Origin of the sequence: Croceibacterium salegens, assembly GCF_009827435.1 — a bacterium.
GTDB lineage: Bacteria > Pseudomonadota > Alphaproteobacteria > Sphingomonadales > Sphingomonadaceae > Croceibacterium_B > Croceibacterium_B salegens.
In genome coordinates, this window is sequence record NZ_WTYM01000026.1 from 29,165 (window position 1) to 45,656 (window position 16,492).

Sequence of the window (16,492 nt, forward strand, 5' to 3'; positions counted from 1 at the left end):
TGCTTCCTATTTGCTTACGGATCGGAGCCCGAAACCGCCACTGGTAACAGGAGGCGTAAATGGCCAAGCTCACAAAGCGCATGATCGAGGCGCTCGAACCGACTGACAAAGATTACTTCGTCTGGGATGATGAACTCTCAGGGCTCGGTATTCGGGTCTTCCCAACCGGACGCAAGCAGTTCGTTCTGCAGTATCGCTATGGCCGTACATCCCGGCGAATGGGCTTGGGGCGCTTTGGCGCGATCACGCCAGACCAGGCCCGCGGCCTCGCCCTCGAGGCGATGGTGAAGCTGCGCCAAGATGTCGACCCAATGGCTGAGAAGCGCGCGAAGCGCACCGCGCTCACCGTGCGCGAGCTCTCCGATCGCTTCGACGTGGAGCATATCGCAGTCCACCTAAAGGCGAGCACGGCCAAGGAGTACCGCCGTAACCTCAACCTCTTCATTCTACCGGCGATCGGTCACTTGCGGATCGTCGACGTCACCCGAGCCGACGTTGCGAAGTACCATCACGACTGGCGGCACCGTCCTTATCAGGCTAACCGCAATCTTGAGATCATCTCCAAGATGTTCAATCTGGCCGAGCTCTGGGGATTGCGACCCGACGGCACCAACCCTCGGCGGCACATCAAGAAGTATCCGGAAAAGAAGCGTGAGCGATACTACTCGACGGCAGAGCTTCAGGCCATCGGTCGCGTGCTCGGCGAGATGGAAGAGGAGCGGATCGAACTCCCATCAGCGATTGCCGCCGTACGACTCCTGCTGTTCACGGGCTGCCGTCTAAGCGAGATCATGACTCTCCGTTGGGAGTACGTCGACATTCCAAACAAACTGCTCCGCCTTCCCGACAGCAAGACCGGGTCAAAGGAGGTTCATCTTGGCAATGCGGCAATCAAGGTCTTGGAGGACATTACTCCCACAGCCGATAACCCCTTCGTGATCGAAGGTAGAAATCCAGGTGCTCACCTCACCGATCTCCAGCCGTTCTGGCAGCGGCTACGAGGGCGCGCAGGTCTGAAAAACGCGAGGATACATGACCTGCGACATACCTTCGCCTCGGTTGCCGTTAGCCACGGCCAGAGCCTGCCAATGATCGGCAAGCTCCTCGGCCATACGCAGGTTCAGACGACGGCACGCTACGCCCACTTGGCCAACCAGCCGGTGCTTCAGGCGGCAAATGATGTGTCCAATCTGATCGCGCAGAGTTTGGTTCCGACCGGGTGACAAGCGGGTCCACCTCGAAGTTTGGGACTGACGGGGTCTGCTTCGCGCCCCAAATTCAGCCGTTCAGCCTGGCGGTGCGCGACGCTCAGAACTGCCGATCCTTCGGGCAACGTTCAAACGTCAGTTACACAGATGCGGTTTAGCCTCGTTCTCATCGGTTCGCGCGACTATCGATCTCGAGCGTAATATGATCAATCATCGAAGCTATTCTAATTTGCGGGCCATCGTCGATCGTTAATTACTACGCGCGGCTACCAATCGGCGTAAGGTTGAGTGCAAACAGAGCCTCGGTTGTGCCGCCGCGGTGCGCTGCGGATCCAGCCAAAATGGACTGACGCTCGACCGAAGTGTAGGTGAAATCGTCGCGATAAAGCTCCCGCAGACTCTCGTGATCGGCATTCGTAACTAGTACAGCAGCACCTCGTGAGCCGGCCCGCCGTAAAGCCGCCGCAAGCCTGACTTGGTCGTCCCAACTGAAGATAGTCTCGTTATATTTCACGAACCCATTCATGTTGTGCTTCACGGTATAAGGTGGGTCGACGAATAAAAAATCACCATGGCCGCAAGCGTCAATCGTTGTCTCGAAGTCTTGGCAGGCTATTTCGGCCCCGCTCAGAGCTTTCGAGTAGAGTTCAAAATCTTCACCTTCAATCAACACTGTGGTCTTTGTGCCTATCGGCACATTGAACTCGCCGAGCCTATTCACTCGGTAAAGCCCGTTCCAGCAGGTTCTATTAAGATAAAGCATTCTGGCTGCGCGGCCGAGGTCATCCCCGATCACTTGCTTACGCACCGCGTAATAATGATCGCGGGAGTGTTCGTCGTGATGCCGCCTGAGCATCGCCTGAAGTTCCACTGGGCTGTCTCGGATGACGCGATAGAGGTTGATTAGGTCCTGATTGACATCGGCTAATATCGCCCTTTCAGGTAGAAGCGAAAAGAAGATCGCTGCACTCCCAACAAACGGCTCAACGAGGCGGTCGAAGGTTGGGGGCGCTGGAAAACCTCGCGACACAAGCCAACGCTTGCCGCCGGCCCATTTCAGAAATGGCGGAGGAGTGGCGGTCCGGATAATCTGCTGTGTTTCGATCATCACTCAATCGTTTCGACGAGGTCACGGTAGAGTCGCGTCTCTCCCGATGTGCCGGGTGGATAACGCTCTGTGTTAAAGTCATCCCATTTGAGCTGCGACCTCTGAAATATGCTGCTGAAGGTATCCGACGACACAACCTCGCCGGGCACCGCGACGAAGTTGTACGCGTCGCGGAAAAAACGAATTAACGCTCGAAACCCGTTCGTTCTCGGCAGAATCTGTCCGGTCCCTTTGACTGCCCACGCTTCCGGCCAGCGCTTCTGCACCGCTTCAAAATAGTTCCAGATGAGTTCTGCCAGATCGACATCGCGACCTTCCAAGAAGAAGCGGCGCAGGACAAGTTTTCGAGCCTCGTCATCGCTAATCGGCTGGAATGACCGGCCCCGACGAGCCCAGTCGCGATCCGCGATCAGCTGTTTCTTGTTGGCCACCATATGGGAGAGTAGACCCTCAACTACTGTGGCTTGCGAAAGCGGCTCCGGCGCGTACCGCCCAGGGGTTGCTGTCCCGAGCCGCTTTATCCGCTCATGGAAAGGGCTTCCGTCGGTCTGGTCCAACGAAAGGCAGACCGAGTGCGCGATCCTTTCGGGCGAGTTAGAAGTGCTATAGCTGAAAAGGTCGTAGACTAAGCTCTTGCTAACCTTAGTTTGAGCGAGATTGACGGTCGCGAATACACGCGCCTGATCCTCGATGTCCGCATCGACGAGGATTGCGACGTTGACGTCAAAGTCTTCGACGTTCGCTCGTTTAAGCCCCTCGATCCGATGTTGGCCATCGATGACCCGAGCGACACGTTCGTAGCTAAAGAGCCCGTCGGGATTGGAGACCTGCTCGCTCTGCAAAATCATCTTCAAGCAACCATCGTCACACTCTTTCAGCGTGACGCATGAGGCAGAAATGGCGAGCACAACGGCGGTCGGAAACGTCGCGTCGATAGTTGTCACGTAAGTGGCGATCTCTTGGACGCGCTTCTCACTCAGTTCGCGTTGAACGCCAGTGGCTAGGTATATACCGTCCTCACAGTTACGAATTTCCCGCATGTCATATTCGGCGAGTTCCCATAGCACTCGGCTTGGCAGCGTGCCGATGTAGAGGTCTCCAAGCGGTTGACGCGCACGAACGACGTTTAGGACCACTTCAATTCTCATTGTGGCCCCCCTTCCGCCGCTGGAGTTCGTCTTGAACTTTCGAAGCCACGGTAGCACCCGCTTGCAACGCGTCACCCGAATTCACCGACTTCATTGCATCAGCCAAAATGCGAACAACGAGTACGCCGAGGTATAGCCAGAATGCCGCCACGCCCACGAACGCCTGCCCCTTCTGAAGCGTCGGATCTATCGCAACCAGCGCGACTAGAAAGAGCATGCAGGCGATCGATCCGAGACCGATCCAAAGGGTCGCAGAATCAGGCAATTTCTTTCTAATGCACAAGAGTGCCAGCGTTGCGAGCGAGCCCATCGAAAAAAATGCGAGCTGGCCATTCGATAGGAATGCCCAATAATCTTCTGTCGAATTCTTGTTAACGACGGCGGCCAAACGACCGAGGAGCAGAGGCGCCAAGCTGAAGAATGCTACGAATATCACATCGTAGGCCGCCAAGCCGAGGTGGCCGAGGACCGCTTTCCAATATGCCTTCATCGCTCACCCCGCATATGGAAGGTCTAACTGGCTGCTTTCAATGAGCAACAAAATTCTAGGGCCGTAACGGACCAAATTATGGCGCTGAGCGGCATTGTCAGAGCAATTGCACCTTAACCTATTGGCCGCAGCTCAGGGCTGCTGTCAGTCTCACCTTGTCTCCGGCTTCGCTCCTAGGATCAGAGGCGTTTGGCCAAAATTTGGGCTTCCGAAGCTGGTCAATCTCATCCAAAATCGACCAAGTGCAGTTAGTCTGACAATGCCCATGGTAGGTCTTGCCGTTCCACTCCCGCACAAGTCGCGTCCCCGGCTTTATCGCGATGTCGTGAGCTGACCTGACCGAGCCGGTCTGTTCCAGTCGCCTGTTTGCCTTTTCGATTGCTTTCCTGGTCGATGACGGCAGCCCGCCATGCAAGCGGCTCTGCAACCGCCAGGCGATGCCTCGCTGCAGCAGGCCTGGCCCGATATCGGGTGCAGGCTTCCTGAAGAGCTCGCGCCAGCGGGTTCTCAGCTCGGCAGGTGACATCGCGGCGAGGTCCTCGATGTCGAGGCCGGGCATCACTGCACCTCGGCAGTCACCCGGTATGCAGTCTTGCCGTCCGGTCGCTCTTCCTTGACTACTGTTGCGCCGGTCTTGCGCACGCCGCTGAGGAATGCGCGGCAACTGTGCGACTTCCAGCCGCTTGCCTTCTCCATCTCCGCCAATGTGGCGCCTCGCTCACGGCGCGGCATGGAGTTGATGCTCGCGGCCTTGGTCTTGCGCTGAGGGTTCTTTGCGTTGGACATCTTGGGTCTCCTTTGTGGGGCGGACCATCCGCCCTCACTGACCCGAGCCGCCGGACCATCATGTCCAGGCGGCGATCAATCGCCGACACCAATGCTCGACAAGCGCAACTAGTCCCGTCGGAATGACCGCTTAGCGCCCCGTTATCGGTCGTTCGGAATAGCTGGGCACGAGCCCAAGACCTGCCGTTCGTTCAGTTCGCTCTCGGCGGTGGCAGGAACGTCCGGCTTTGGGAGTTTGCTGCCGGGAAGCCTGCGTCGGGCCCGTTGCAAAGGCGAACCTACGCGAGGTTGCAACAGAATGAGCAATAGGGATGCGAGAAAAAATTCTCGATCCTAAATCGCGGCGGGCGTTCGCGTTTGCGCAAGCGGAACGACGCTTTAGTATAGATCTAGCGAGTGTTGGACTGTCAAAGCGCCTACAGTAAGGTGAGAACGGCGGCTCAAGAGAGCCAATCGAGGGGACGCGTTGATTAGTAAGATCGATGATTTGCACGAGCGAGCAAGGCGGTCCCGGGCTTTTTCGAATCAGGAGAAGGCGGGCGCCGATCAGGCACCCTGAACAGGCCGCCGAGCAAGAAGGCATCAATCTAACAGGAAAGCACGCAGCGGAGGGCAAGATGGCGGACAGTCTGACGAAACAGATCGGTCGATATTTCAATCTGGGCGCGATAGCGCCGCGACCGATCTATGATCCCGACGCGACGCCGCCACCGCCCAAACCGGCGGACTGGCTGCCGCAATATGTCGCGGTAGCCTTGGGCGTCGCGGCGGAACCGTTCCTGCACACGTTTATCGCCACCAAGCACTGGTTTGGCACGACTACGCCGGATCTCATTCCGCAAACCTTCTTCGGCCTAATCATGGCCGTCCTAATTTTCCCCGGGGTTTACAAAAGCTCGTTCGATCCGGCCAACCCGCGCTTCGTGCAATTCAGCGCGATCTTCGCATCCGGGATTGGCTGGCAGTCGCTGTTCTCGACTGCGTCGAAAGCCGTCGCCGGCTGATCCGGAGCCAATCCTACCCCTAGAACTCGTCGGTGAGCTTGGTGATGGCTAGCACAGCGCTGGACAGTTGTTCGCGATAGTCGCTGCCGCCCTCGGTATGCGAATAGATGGACGAGTAAAGACTGAGCCGCGAGACCGCCTCGTCCACGCCCTTGAGCTTCTCATCGAGGTTCAGCTGCGCGAAACTGCTTTTGAGAATATTGATGAAGCCGGTCGTGTTTTGGTCGGGACCGAGCAATTCGGTCCGCTGCAGCATGCGGTCGCCTTCGCCAAAGGTCATGCCAGGGTTGACGGCGACGGGAACCTGTTCGACGCGCGCAGCACCTAGGTTGTGCTTCGAAAAAAAGCTCTCCCAGTCATCCACATGCGGGCTGGTGGGGCCGCCGACAATAGCCTGGAATGCGCCGTTGGCAAACTGAACCTTGCCTGCCGCATCTGTGATGGCGACGAAGTCCGCGCTCTTGAGCAGGTTTGCAGCGGACTTGCGAAGGCTTTCCGACGCTTCCGCGAGTGCAGGGCCTTCCGGGGTCTGCGCATGGTCGGGACTTTGCGCGGTGACGGCCAGGCGATTGGCCTCAGCCAGGAGGCGCGAGGCGGTCTCGTCAATGGTCGGCGCATCGCTCGGCGGGCCGCCGACCGAAGCGGCGAGGGACGAGAGCGTCGCATCGTTTGCGAGCGAGTGTCGCGCCAGTTCGCCGAGCAGGCGCTTCTGGCCGACGACAGAAGTGAGCGCCGGGTCGGTTTCGTTGCCGTCGGTGGCCGCCTGCAGGGAGCGCAGCTCCTGCGACACGCGGTCGAGGGGAAGCCCGGTGGCCTCGCTCAACGCTTCAGGCTGGGCGGCGTCGATTAGATCTCGGGCCGACTTGCGTGGGTCGATGCGCAGCTGCACGGGCAGTGCGTCGGCCTGATCGATAATGGTGCGCACCTCTTGCAGTAAGGAGAGATTTTCGAGCGTGCCGACGGTTTTCTGCACCGGGTCGGGCTCCGCATCGTGGCGTAGCGGCAGAGGGTCGTCTCGGACCAGCCGGTCGTCGCCTCCTTGGTTACCGCCCATGAAAGCCGGAATGGTGGACGATGCGGCCGTGCTGTCGCCCAGCATTTGACGCGGCGCTTGGGCAAGCTGGTGCCAAGACGTCCAGGCGCTATTGTCGAGCGCGGCACTGAGTAGTGTCTCGGTGAGCGAACCGAGACCGATGATCCCGCTCGTGCGCACAGCTGCGTCTTTGACGATGGCCAGGCCTGCGCGCAGAGTCGGCGGTTCCCAGAACGGCGTGTCGAGTATTTCCTCGCGCGCCAGCCGGAGCGCGCGAACGTCCGGATGGTCAGGGAGAACCCGGCCAAGAAAATCGATGATCGCGTCGAACTTGAACGAGCCGCTGGATCTGTGGTCGGGTGCGGATGCCGCATGGAGGCGCAATGCATGGGCAGCCAGAATACCGAGCATTGGGTTGGCAGTCTCGTTGTCGAGCAGTTGTTCGATCTCGCCCGAGGCGATCACTTCGCCGATCGGCCGGTTGCGCTGGAGGCAGTCGGCGACGAGTTCGGCGGCCATGGCGCTCTGGCTTTTGGGATCGAAGGGTACATTGGGTCGGGCGAGATGTACGGCAAGGTTGCGGAGCGAGGGGAAATGGCGGGCGGGAATGAAAATCTGGGTCGACCAGCCGTCCGCCAGATGCAGGCTATGAAATCGCTCGGGAACGGCTTCGCAGCCGCGGCGGTGCAGCACATAGTGCCCGGCCGGCAGGTCGCGACAGAAGGTCAGCCAGCGCTTCTTGCGCCCGATTTGGCTCTCTTTGGCGAGATTGGCGACCTGAATGCCTTGCGCGTCGAGGATTTCTAAGCTGCTGGCGATATCCTCCATCCGTTCGGGCTGGAGCGCTCGGACGAACAGAAAGAGCCGGCTGTTCGCGTCGGGCTTGGACAGGCTGTCAGGGATCACGCTCCATTTCACGGCGGCACGCGCTTGGTCGCGCCGAAATTTTGCCGCGCCGTGCAGCGGAGCGGCGAAGGCCGGACGCATGTTCCATGACAGGGCCGCGATACGCACGAGGCGGCCGGAACCGACCGCAACGAGCTGGCTCGCGCTCTGCTCCTCAAGCTTGGCGGTCACCTCGAAAGCGCCCACGGGGACCGACAGCGTGATGCCGCGGCGGCCATTCGCCATGGTCTCGCACGGTCCGAGCGCGCGAACGATCGATCCGGCGCCATCGACGACTTGGATTTCCGCGGCCCAATGCGGCGCTTCGACGATGAGTTCGCCGCTGGCGGGCCGTGAAGCGAAGTCGATGGGCGGACCGGATGACGATATCTCGATCGCCTGGGCGGAGGTTGGTCCCGTCGCGGCGATACGGGCGTTGACGGCGTCGATGAGATGGTGGGAATGTGCCGGGTTGCCGAGGAGCGCCGCGACCAAGGCGGCGGTCAACCGTCCGGCCTGGCCGTCTTCATAGGCGAGGTCGACGAATCGGACGTCGCTGATCTCGGATAGAATGCGCGATTCAGTAATTGGGAAATCGATAATTTGGCGAGCGGACCCGGGATCAATCGGCAGCGCAGCCTGCAGGTCGGCCACGACCACCAGTTGCCGAAAGGCGCCCGAGCGCCGGATATGATCGACCAGCTGCCCGACATCGATGATTGTCGGCATCGCATCGCGCGCCGTTAGCACCAGCTGGGTCGCGCCGGCGATACGCTGGCCTCGACCGGATAGGTAGAGATAGAGACGCTCCCCGATGATGCCACTCGCCCCGAGACCGAGCTGCGCGAACGTGCGCGTGACCGCATAGGTCGGCGGATCCTCTTCGCGCTTTTCAGGGCCGGGTGCCAAAAAATGAATGCGGTCGGGGCTGAGACCGCCGCCCAGCGGGTTCGCCAGCCAGTCGTGGAACTGCCGCGCCGTGGTAGCGGGCAGGCTTACATCCGCGCCTAGCCCGCATGTCGCGATGAGCACGGCATAGTGGCCTGGATTTCCGAGCATCGCACCGCCTTGGGAGGATTCGCCAGCAACTGCCATCATAGCCTAATCTCGATCGTCTTGCCGTCTTTGTTTCGCGTGTCCAAGGCGCGAGGATCGGCTGGAGCGCCCTCGGCGCTGACCTCGAGGAAATAGACGAAGCCTGAGCGGATCGGCCCGGGCCAAGGCGTCGCCCCATCGAGCGTGGCAAGGTCGGCCTTGTAGAGCTCGGTTTGCAGACTGAACGTGACAGTTCCTGTCAGACCCGACTGGTTGATGATATTGACGATCGTCGTGAATGCCGTCGCTGGCGAGGACAAGATCATCTCGTAGTTCGGAAACATCGGCTCCGGCGACGGGTCGATCTTGACGGGAGCCGCTTCGGCGAGTTCACCGACCCGTACGCGCACATGATCCCACAGCGTCCGGCTCGTGACATTGTTCTGCACGTCTAGTGCAAGCTGCGCCTTGCCTTCGAGACCTTCGATGATGGCTTCGGTGAGGATGCCGCGCGGCTCGTAATTCTGCTGCAGGAGCTCGAAAGACTTGTCGCCCCAAGACGCGCCCAGCAGGGCGAAGTCGGTCACCTTCGGCACGCTGGCTGGATTGGGCGGGCTGAGCTGGGGTCCATTAGCAGTCGGGCCTCGGATGAGGTCGCGACAGCAATCCATCACATAGACCACTTCGTCGAAGACGCCGAAGGTGCGAAAGAACTCTCGATAACCGCGGAAGCTGAGCGCGACATTGGCGCGGTCGCGGGCGGCGTCCATCAGCCACATGCCGATCTCGTCGAAAGTCGGGCCGAACGCATGCCCGGCAAAATAGAAATAGAGCCGCCGGCCAAGCCTCTCGCCGGTCTCGGTGCGCTCGCGGATCTTCATGGCGTTCAAGGCGCGCGTGACAGTCCGATGCGCGGGCACGGCTTCGGTCACGTCGGTGCCAGTAGGATGCGGGCTCGATGTGATGAGCCGCACATGGTCGGGATTGAGGCTGCCCTGGTCCGGATCGACCAACCATTTGGCAAAGCGCGACGCGTCGCGCACCGCTGCCTTGAGCGGCGGCAGTTGCGGATAATGTTCGATGCCGATCACGAGCGCATGGTCGTCGGGATTGCGGATCGTCATGGCCGGCCCACCTTGTTCAGGTACTGGCTCCCCGCGCGCGCAGCACGATCTGCACGTCGCTCGGCCAGCCGTGGGTCAGGATAGGATGGGCTTCGTCCGAAAACAGATCCTCCTCGGACCGCTCGCCGGTCGAGCCGATGTCGAGCCAGACCTGGGCGGCGTAATGCGAGCGCTCTTGTACGCGCCCCTCGTCCAGCGCGACGCGAAGCGAGATCTTGGTCTCGCGCCCGCGATGATGGGCGACCGCCGCAATACACGCCTGCGCGATCGGCTCGGACGCCCGGTCGACGAGGCCCACATCGCGGATGGTGACTTGCAGGGTCGCATCGACAAAGCTCGGGACTTCGGGCGGGATCACGACCTCGCTCGTCAGCGCCGGCATCGCATCGCCCTTGCATCGTTGGACGGCAGCTCAGGCGAACCCGCTCCAGTCGAGGCCGGCATAGATCGCCTTGATCGCAGCCACGTCGCCGGCGCTAAGGCCGTTGCGTTGGCCGATCGACGCGCCGGTCTTGGTGACGATCGTCGCCTTGCCATTCGCCGAAAAGGCCTTCTCCGGATAGTGCATGATTGAGCCATAGTCATAAACGCCGCGATCATCGCCGTCCTGAACATGCTTCTCGAAATTAAAGGCCATATTGGGGATAATGTTTTCAGGGACGAGCGTAATGTAATTGTCCCGATCCTCCCGGCTCTGCTCGTGCCAGAGGCCGAGAGCGTGACCGATTTCGTGGATTGCGGAGCCGACGCTGCAGCCTTCTCCTAGCGAGATCACCTGCTTGCCGCCTTGCCGCCCGACAGCCGACCAACAGCCGTCGCGTCGTTCAAAGGAAATAAAATCGGCCTCGTCGGTGCGCGCGACGAACTTCAACGGCGTGCGCTGCATCCAATGCGCGATGGCCTTTTCCGCTGTGTCGCGCACGACGCCCTGCGATTGATACGGGACGGCGCCCGAGGGCCAGCGAAACTGGCTGCCGGTGATAGTAACACCGCGGGTAAAGACCTGGCTCTGAGCGCGTGCCCGTGCCACCTGTTCCTGACTACCCAGAACGATGTCGCCTTCGAAGATGGCCTGGCCGCCGAGTTCGACATAAGCCGCCGTGAAATTTCGAACACCGTCCTTCAGCGTGTAGATATCTGTGTCGACGCGGTGCTTCGGGCCATCATGGCGAAACATCGCGGCAGGAAGGTCGAGGCTTTCATCGGCGGGCTCATAGGCGGCATCGTCTGATTGGTCGGTCATCGGCAAATTCCTCTCGCGATTGCGATCGGTCCTCTACGAAAGCGATCTGGTATCAGCTCTCCGGGCATTTGAATCCGCCGGCGCGGATAATTTCCTCGCACAGCTTGAGCTTGTTGTATTTCTGTTCGGTTTCGAGGGAGGTGATGGCGGCCTGCTGCGCCTGCTGTTCCTGGGTATCGATGGTCTTGCGCAAGGCGGCGCTGGCATCGACGATGCTGCCGGCCGCGCCGACGATCGCCTCGCCGCGTGCATCGGATTTCCATTCGAACGAACCGCGCCGCCCGAATTCGTCGAGACCGAGCGCCATCGTTTTGGTCTCCGCGAAGCCAGCAGTTAGCTCAAGCTGGGTGATGTCGCCCCATTGGGCGACGGGCAAGGTCAGCTGCTTGAGCGTCTTTTCCTCTCGCGCCGCCCCGAAATCCTTGGTGATGGCGATGACCGTCAAAACCATATCGACCGGCTCGCGAAATACGATGGTTTGTGCGCACTTGCTCGTCTCGCTCAGACAGCCGGGGAGCGGCGGAACATACTTCGCCATGTCGATCTGCCCCAGGCTCGTATTTCCGGTATTCGCCTGAGACGTGAGGCAGCTGGCGCCGCCATTCTTCCGAGCCGAGGCAGTCGTCTCTAAGCAGTAGCCGAGTGCGAAGGTGGTGGGATTGTCGGCGACATTGTCGAACCATTTGCTCAACTGATCCTTGCGCCAGCTGATGAGCCCGCCGTCGATCCCTTTCATAAAGCTGATCTCGGTGGTGAGGCCGAGCGTCAGCTGACCGGTTTTCAACCGTGCGACCTCGAGCGCCAGCGCATCAATCCCGAGCCGAGTCTGTTCGGCGCGAATCGGATCGATCGTATCGAGCGTCGCGCGAAGCGCTTTGATCCGCTTGTCCAGTATGTCAATTCGGGCAAGCGCGTCTCGCGTGGCCGGGTTGCAGGAGGATCCGGCGACCGGCAACGTCGAGGCATCAAAGGGGACAAGCCCGGCGATAACTTTGAGCGCGCCCGTGATGATCGCGCCCGTCCGATCGGCGACACCGCCGTTGATCGACTTGATCGCGCGATTGGGATGAAGTTCGATCTTGAGTGACCGGTTCTTCGTGAACGAAGCGAGGTCGGCACCGTAGATGCGAAAGCGATGCTGATCGTAAGGCGTCGGGGCGGCGACCGGCGACAAGGTCAGGGTCGGCGCGGCCTCGATCCCGCCGTCGCATTTCTTGAGGACAAGCTCGAGCGCGACCTGCGCATGCGTCTCGGGGAGCTCATATTGAATCGATGTGGCGTCGGTTCGGGCGACCGGAGCGTCGGGTCTGGTGGTTGCACACCCACCGAGAAGCAACGCCAACGCGAGTAAGGCCTGTGACCGCATAACCCCCCCAATGAGATCGACCGCAATATCGCACATCGGTAGAATTCAAGTCGTCGTAAACGGCAGGATATCATAGTCATGAGCATTTGCAATTGAGACTACGACAAGAATAGATATTGATCCGCTTTGGTGTATTTATTTGATCGAGTATCGTCGATTTTTTGCGTGAACATTTGGCCTGCAAGTCCGATCCGATCGTCCCAGAATCCCTGTAGAGGCTTGTTCCGCCCCCAGCAGGTATCTGACACCGGATAGGTAAACAGCGACACTCCATGGCGATCCGGAAGCGAGCAACCGTGGAAGTGGGTGTGCCTCTCTAAGCTTTCGAGACAATTCTATGTTCACGCGAAGCGTTTCAGCGGTTCGATGTCGCCGTTTTTCGGTTGCCTGAAGCACCGCGACATAGTCTTGTCGGCAGTCAACCTTCAGTAGCGTCTGCTATCGCTGCTTGATGTCCGAAAGCCGTCAGTCTACCTTCGGCCCAATTGCGGTCATCCGCGGACAGCTTTCCGGCCAGTTGCGTCTTGCCATCGCTCGATGATTACATCGCAGTAGTGAGGATCTAATTCGATTGCTCGACATCGAAGCTCGAGCAGCTCAGCAGCGATGATGGTAGAGCCGGATCCAGCGAACGGATCCAAAACGATGTCGCCTTGCTCTGCAGAATTCCGCAGTGTGGATACGATCAACTGCACAGGTTTCATTGTCGGATGATCGGCAGAAGCTCTGGGACGGTCCACACGGATAATTGTTGGCTCGATTGCGCGTGCGCTCAAACCCTGCCCTTCAATTACTATCGTCTCATTACCTACGCGCACGACCACTGAGCCGTCCTCGTTCATCGAAAACACGTTGCCGTTAAGTTCGGAAATAGTCGACTGCTTGCGATTGCCTAGCCACGTATGCGCCGCTCCCGGCTTCCAGCCGTAGAGGATCGGCTCGTGCTTCCATTGATAGTCCGATCTTCCGAGGACTATTGAATTCTTCTCCCAGATCACGACCCCGGAAAGCTTCAAGCCAGCATCTTCAAATGCTTGTCGGAACTTGAGGCCCTGAGTGTCGGCGTGAGCTACATAGACAGACGCTCCGCTTGGCAAGGCTTTGGCCAGGCAGCTGAACGACTTGCGAAGGAATTCAGCGAATTCTGCGTCCTTGAGGTTGTCATTGGCAATCGAACCTGCCGAACTTTGATAGTTCACATTGTAGGGAGGGTCAGTCCAGCAACACTGTGGGCGATCTTCCCTGAGAAGATCAGAGTAGGTTCTGGCCTCCGTCGCATCGCCGCAAACTAGTCGGTGGTCACCAAGGATCCAGCAATCGCAAGGTCGGCATACCGGCTGAGCGCTAGTGTCAGGAATGTCATCCGGATCGGTGAGAAGCCGCTCACCTGGTGGAACAAGCTCTGCAAATTCACGGTCGGAAAATCCAATAAGATCCACTGCAAATCCTGCAGCGCACAGATCCTCTAGTTCAGCGGCAAGCAGCTTTTCGTCCCAGCCAGCATTCAGCGCCAGCTTGTTATCAGCGATGACGTAGGCACGGATCTGTTTCTCGCTCCAGCCATTCGCGATGATCGCGGGTACTGTCTCAATTCCGAGCCTCTGGGCCGCAAGTACGCGGCCATGCCCGGCAACAATCATCCGATCCTCGGTGATCAGAATAGGGCTGGTCCAGCCCCATTCTCGGATTGCATCTGCAATCTGCTTTATCTGCTTGGCCGTGTGAGTTCGTGCGTTGCGCCCGTAAGGTCGCAGATCCGCAATCTTTGCCTCAACTGCCTGACAAGCCGGCCAGTCTCTCTGCAAGTCAGTCATCGAAGAACTTGGCCTCGATGTCGTTGATTGGCTCATGATCGTCGCGAACGCCCAAACGAGCTCGCGAGGAAGGCGTGAAGCCAAGTTCCGACGCGAGTGACTGCAGAATGGCCTGCTGCTTGTTCAGCACGGCCAGCCACGGACTGATCATCGGATAACCACTTGGCGCACGAACTAGGACCGGGCTTGCGTCGATACTTGCAGCCGCTTCATCGTACAGGCATGCCGCAACAACGTATCGCGTCAGAACCTCTGCATCGATGGGCTGAAGCAGGCCGAATGGCGCGTGCTTGACGACCCTTGCCCAGACTTTCTTTTGCGCTGAGGAAAGCTTTCGATTTGGATGAAGCCTACGCTGCCGCTGGCGCAGCTCTTGATAAGGCAACTTTCTTTTTCCAGGGTTTCCCGTGACAAGCTTCAAATGAGTTGGGATCGGTTTTCGACCACGAGCCATTTTCGCGTTACTCCTTCTTGGCGTCGCGCAAATGGTGGCACTACAGATCCGAGGTTCTCAATCTTGGGTAATAGCAAATCGAAGAGATGAGGGTGGGAGCGTATCGCCGAGTGGTGGGGAAGTTGTGGTGGCGATGCTTCGCGACTCTTAAGCGAGCACAAAACTTGCCAAGAATGCCTCGCACTCCCTCGAGGAGTTGCCCTAAATGCGGCGCCACCCCCCCCCTTTTGAATTTCGCGGAGATAAGAAAAAACGACCACCGCCGGTGTCCGTGTGAAACCTGTCAGGGTTTCAACTCCCCCCCTCGCCTGGTTCTTCACTTCCAATGCCTTCTGCTATGTTATCCAGAATCTCATCGACGGCGACACCCACTCTGGTCGCTGATCGGCGTCGTGCGGTTTTCCCCAAGCTTTCCACAGCTCCAGCGCGATTCCTTTCTGGATTCCTTGAAGGATTCTGGAAGTCATTTTGACCTGCCTCTCCCCGCCGATTTGACCTGGGTTTGACGTCATTTTGACCCCCAGGATAGAGTGCGTATTCCGATGCGCACGTTCCAGGTTTCGTTCCCACGAACACTATGCGTCTGGTCGCTTTCAACTTCTTGAGCGACCGAGAAACCGTGGACGGCGACAGGCCAGATACAGCGGCGAGATTCCCTTTCGTCATGAAGCAAAGTCCCGAGCCGTTGCCTACGCGGCACATATAGAGAAATACGTGCTTGGCGTTTCCACCAACGCCCCGGTCGTCGAAAGCTCGATCAAGGAGGCGCGGCGCGTTGCCCTTGGCCTTAGTCATGATCGCCTCCCATCAAGCCGCGCTCTTCTGCTCGAAGGATTGCGTCTCGAGGGTACAGGACACGGCTCGAGATTTTCGTGTAGGTCGGTCCGACGCCCTTGAACCTCCAGCCTTCGAGGGTCCGCAAGCTAGTCCGCCACCGATCGGCAAGCTCTTTAGGCGTCAGGAATGCATGCAAATCAATCGTTCGCTCAGTCACGTGTCAGCACCTCTTGATTCTTACTGACGCGCTCAATTCCCCTGGAAGAAGCAAGAAATGAGGGGGAGATCAGGATTCGATTTATTGCTTCGGCCGACCGCCGGTCTTGTAGCCAGTGGGGATCTTGGCTTCGACCCAGGCCACCTTGAAGACATCATCCCCGACATGGAATTCAAACAAACGCTCTGCGAGATCTTGAATCATGGGCTTGGTCATTCCCGACTTGGGAGGAACGACGGAACAGACCTGTTCGATGAACCAGATAAGCTTCGTGAGTCTTTCTTCAGCCGTCGAAGGAATGATTTCCACCTCCTCAAGCTTGCCAACCTGGCTTCTCACGAATGAAATTACTCCCGACTTTAGCAGGGCCGCAGGCGCAATCTCTTCGAATTGCAGCTTATGTCTTGGCAAAGCACGAACCCGCCATTCTGCGGACGAAAGGGCATCGCGAAGTCGGCTGACGAACTCTTCGTGCAGTGCAATCCGTCTGAGATATTCCTTTGAGGGAGCCTCTGTTACCGTGCGCGGAGGAAAAGGGTCCCACTGCTTAACGCTCCTCGGCGCAGGAGCGTGGATGACTTTTTCATACTCAGCCCATTCGCCATTCTTGGCCAAGTGGTCCCTGGCAAATTGCATAAGCGAGTAGCTTGCCCTGATACGGGCCGATCCGAACTTCCTTGTCATCCGATCGGCTTAGACTTCCTGACTAATGGTCTACAATCTTTCGATGAATTTCGCTAATGCCAAAAGAGGTGGCGACGACAGTTCCAGTTGATTGCGGAATTATAACGGCGAATATG

Annotated in this window: 16 protein-coding genes; 2 read left to right on the forward strand and 14 right to left on the reverse strand. The window is 58.8% G+C overall.

Features of this window, described 5'->3' with window-relative positions; genetic code table 11:
* Nucleotides 1-59 precede the first annotated feature (59 nt).
* The gene (locus GRI89_RS02795) at nucleotides 60-1,223 is read left to right on the forward strand and encodes a tyrosine-type recombinase/integrase (RefSeq protein WP_159791985.1); all 1,164 of its coding nucleotides are present in this window, start codon (nucleotides 60-62) and stop codon (nucleotides 1,221-1,223) included.
* Between the two features lie 241 nt (nucleotides 1,224-1,464).
* Here GRI89_RS02795 and GRI89_RS02800 read toward each other — a convergent pair whose 3' ends face one another.
* The 5 genes from GRI89_RS02800 to GRI89_RS02820 form a co-directional block, all read right to left on the reverse strand.
* Nucleotides 1,465-2,316, reverse strand: coding sequence for a DNA adenine methylase (locus GRI89_RS02800; protein WP_159791987.1), 852 nt, complete (start codon nucleotides 2,314-2,316; stop codon nucleotides 1,465-1,467).
* Nucleotides 2,316-3,464, reverse strand: coding sequence for a DGQHR domain-containing protein (locus tag GRI89_RS02805; RefSeq protein ID WP_159791989.1), 1,149 nt, complete (start codon nucleotides 3,462-3,464; stop codon nucleotides 2,316-2,318). The genes GRI89_RS02800 and GRI89_RS02805 overlap by 1 nt, the downstream gene beginning before the upstream one ends.
* A complete protein-coding gene (locus GRI89_RS02810) occupies nucleotides 3,454-3,954 on the reverse strand; it encodes a hypothetical protein (RefSeq protein ID WP_159791991.1) in 501 nt (166 codons plus the stop codon). Before GRI89_RS02810 ends, GRI89_RS02805 begins: the two co-directional genes overlap by 11 nt.
* Before the next feature lie 118 nt (nucleotides 3,955-4,072).
* Nucleotides 4,073-4,513 (reverse strand): DUF2924 domain-containing protein, encoded by a 441-nt coding sequence (locus tag GRI89_RS02815; protein ID WP_159791993.1) that lies wholly within the window; start codon nucleotides 4,511-4,513, stop codon nucleotides 4,073-4,075.
* Nucleotides 4,513-4,740: a DUF3489 domain-containing protein gene (locus tag GRI89_RS02820; protein ID WP_159791995.1), complete on the reverse strand. Its 228-nt coding sequence runs from the start codon at nucleotides 4,738-4,740 to the stop codon at nucleotides 4,513-4,515. The genes GRI89_RS02815 and GRI89_RS02820 overlap by 1 nt, the downstream gene beginning before the upstream one ends.
* 617 nt (nucleotides 4,741-5,357) lie before the next feature.
* On the opposite strand from GRI89_RS02820, the gene GRI89_RS02825 reads away from it, so the two are divergent.
* The gene (locus GRI89_RS02825; protein ID WP_159791997.1) at nucleotides 5,358-5,744 is read left to right on the forward strand and encodes a hypothetical protein; all 387 of its coding nucleotides are present in this window, start codon (nucleotides 5,358-5,360) and stop codon (nucleotides 5,742-5,744) included.
* 19 nt (nucleotides 5,745-5,763) lie between these two features.
* On the opposite strand, the gene GRI89_RS02830 is transcribed toward GRI89_RS02825, so the two are convergent.
* From GRI89_RS02830 to GRI89_RS02870, 9 genes are all read right to left on the reverse strand, one after another.
* Nucleotides 5,764-8,721, reverse strand: coding sequence for a hypothetical protein (locus GRI89_RS02830; protein ID WP_235912737.1), 2,958 nt, complete (start codon nucleotides 8,719-8,721; stop codon nucleotides 5,764-5,766).
* 35 nt (nucleotides 8,722-8,756) lie between these two features.
* A complete protein-coding gene (locus GRI89_RS02835; protein WP_159792001.1) occupies nucleotides 8,757-9,788 on the reverse strand; it encodes a hypothetical protein in 1,032 nt (343 codons plus the stop codon).
* A gap of 49 nt (nucleotides 9,789-9,837) precedes the next feature.
* Nucleotides 9,838-10,203, reverse strand: a complete 366-nt coding sequence (locus GRI89_RS02840; RefSeq protein WP_159792003.1) for a hypothetical protein — start codon at nucleotides 10,201-10,203, stop codon at nucleotides 9,838-9,840.
* A gap of 30 nt (nucleotides 10,204-10,233) precedes the next feature.
* On the reverse strand, nucleotides 10,234-11,064 hold the full coding sequence (locus tag GRI89_RS02845; RefSeq protein ID WP_159792005.1) for a M12 family metallopeptidase: 831 nt from the start codon (nucleotides 11,062-11,064) through the stop codon (nucleotides 10,234-10,236).
* 52 nt (nucleotides 11,065-11,116) lie between these two features.
* Nucleotides 11,117-12,406 (reverse strand): hypothetical protein, encoded by a 1,290-nt coding sequence (locus GRI89_RS02850; RefSeq protein ID WP_159792007.1) that lies wholly within the window; start codon nucleotides 12,404-12,406, stop codon nucleotides 11,117-11,119.
* A gap of 515 nt (nucleotides 12,407-12,921) precedes the next feature.
* Nucleotides 12,922-14,244 (reverse strand): site-specific DNA-methyltransferase, encoded by a 1,323-nt coding sequence (locus GRI89_RS02855; protein ID WP_159792009.1) that lies wholly within the window; start codon nucleotides 14,242-14,244, stop codon nucleotides 12,922-12,924.
* Nucleotides 14,237-14,698 carry a phage terminase small subunit P27 family gene (locus GRI89_RS02860; protein WP_159792011.1) on the reverse strand — a complete coding sequence of 154 codons (462 nt, stop codon included), beginning with the start codon at nucleotides 14,696-14,698 and terminating at the stop codon, nucleotides 14,237-14,239. Before GRI89_RS02860 ends, GRI89_RS02855 begins: the two co-directional genes overlap by 8 nt.
* Nucleotides 14,699-14,989: 291 nt before the next feature.
* Nucleotides 14,990-15,493 (reverse strand): helix-turn-helix domain-containing protein, encoded by a 504-nt coding sequence (locus tag GRI89_RS18350; protein WP_159792013.1) that lies wholly within the window; start codon nucleotides 15,491-15,493, stop codon nucleotides 14,990-14,992.
* 280 nt (nucleotides 15,494-15,773) lie between these two features.
* Nucleotides 15,774-16,376 carry a hypothetical protein gene (locus tag GRI89_RS02870; protein ID WP_235912740.1) on the reverse strand — a complete coding sequence of 201 codons (603 nt, stop codon included), beginning with the start codon at nucleotides 16,374-16,376 and terminating at the stop codon, nucleotides 15,774-15,776.
* Nucleotides 16,377-16,492 lie beyond the last annotated feature (116 nt).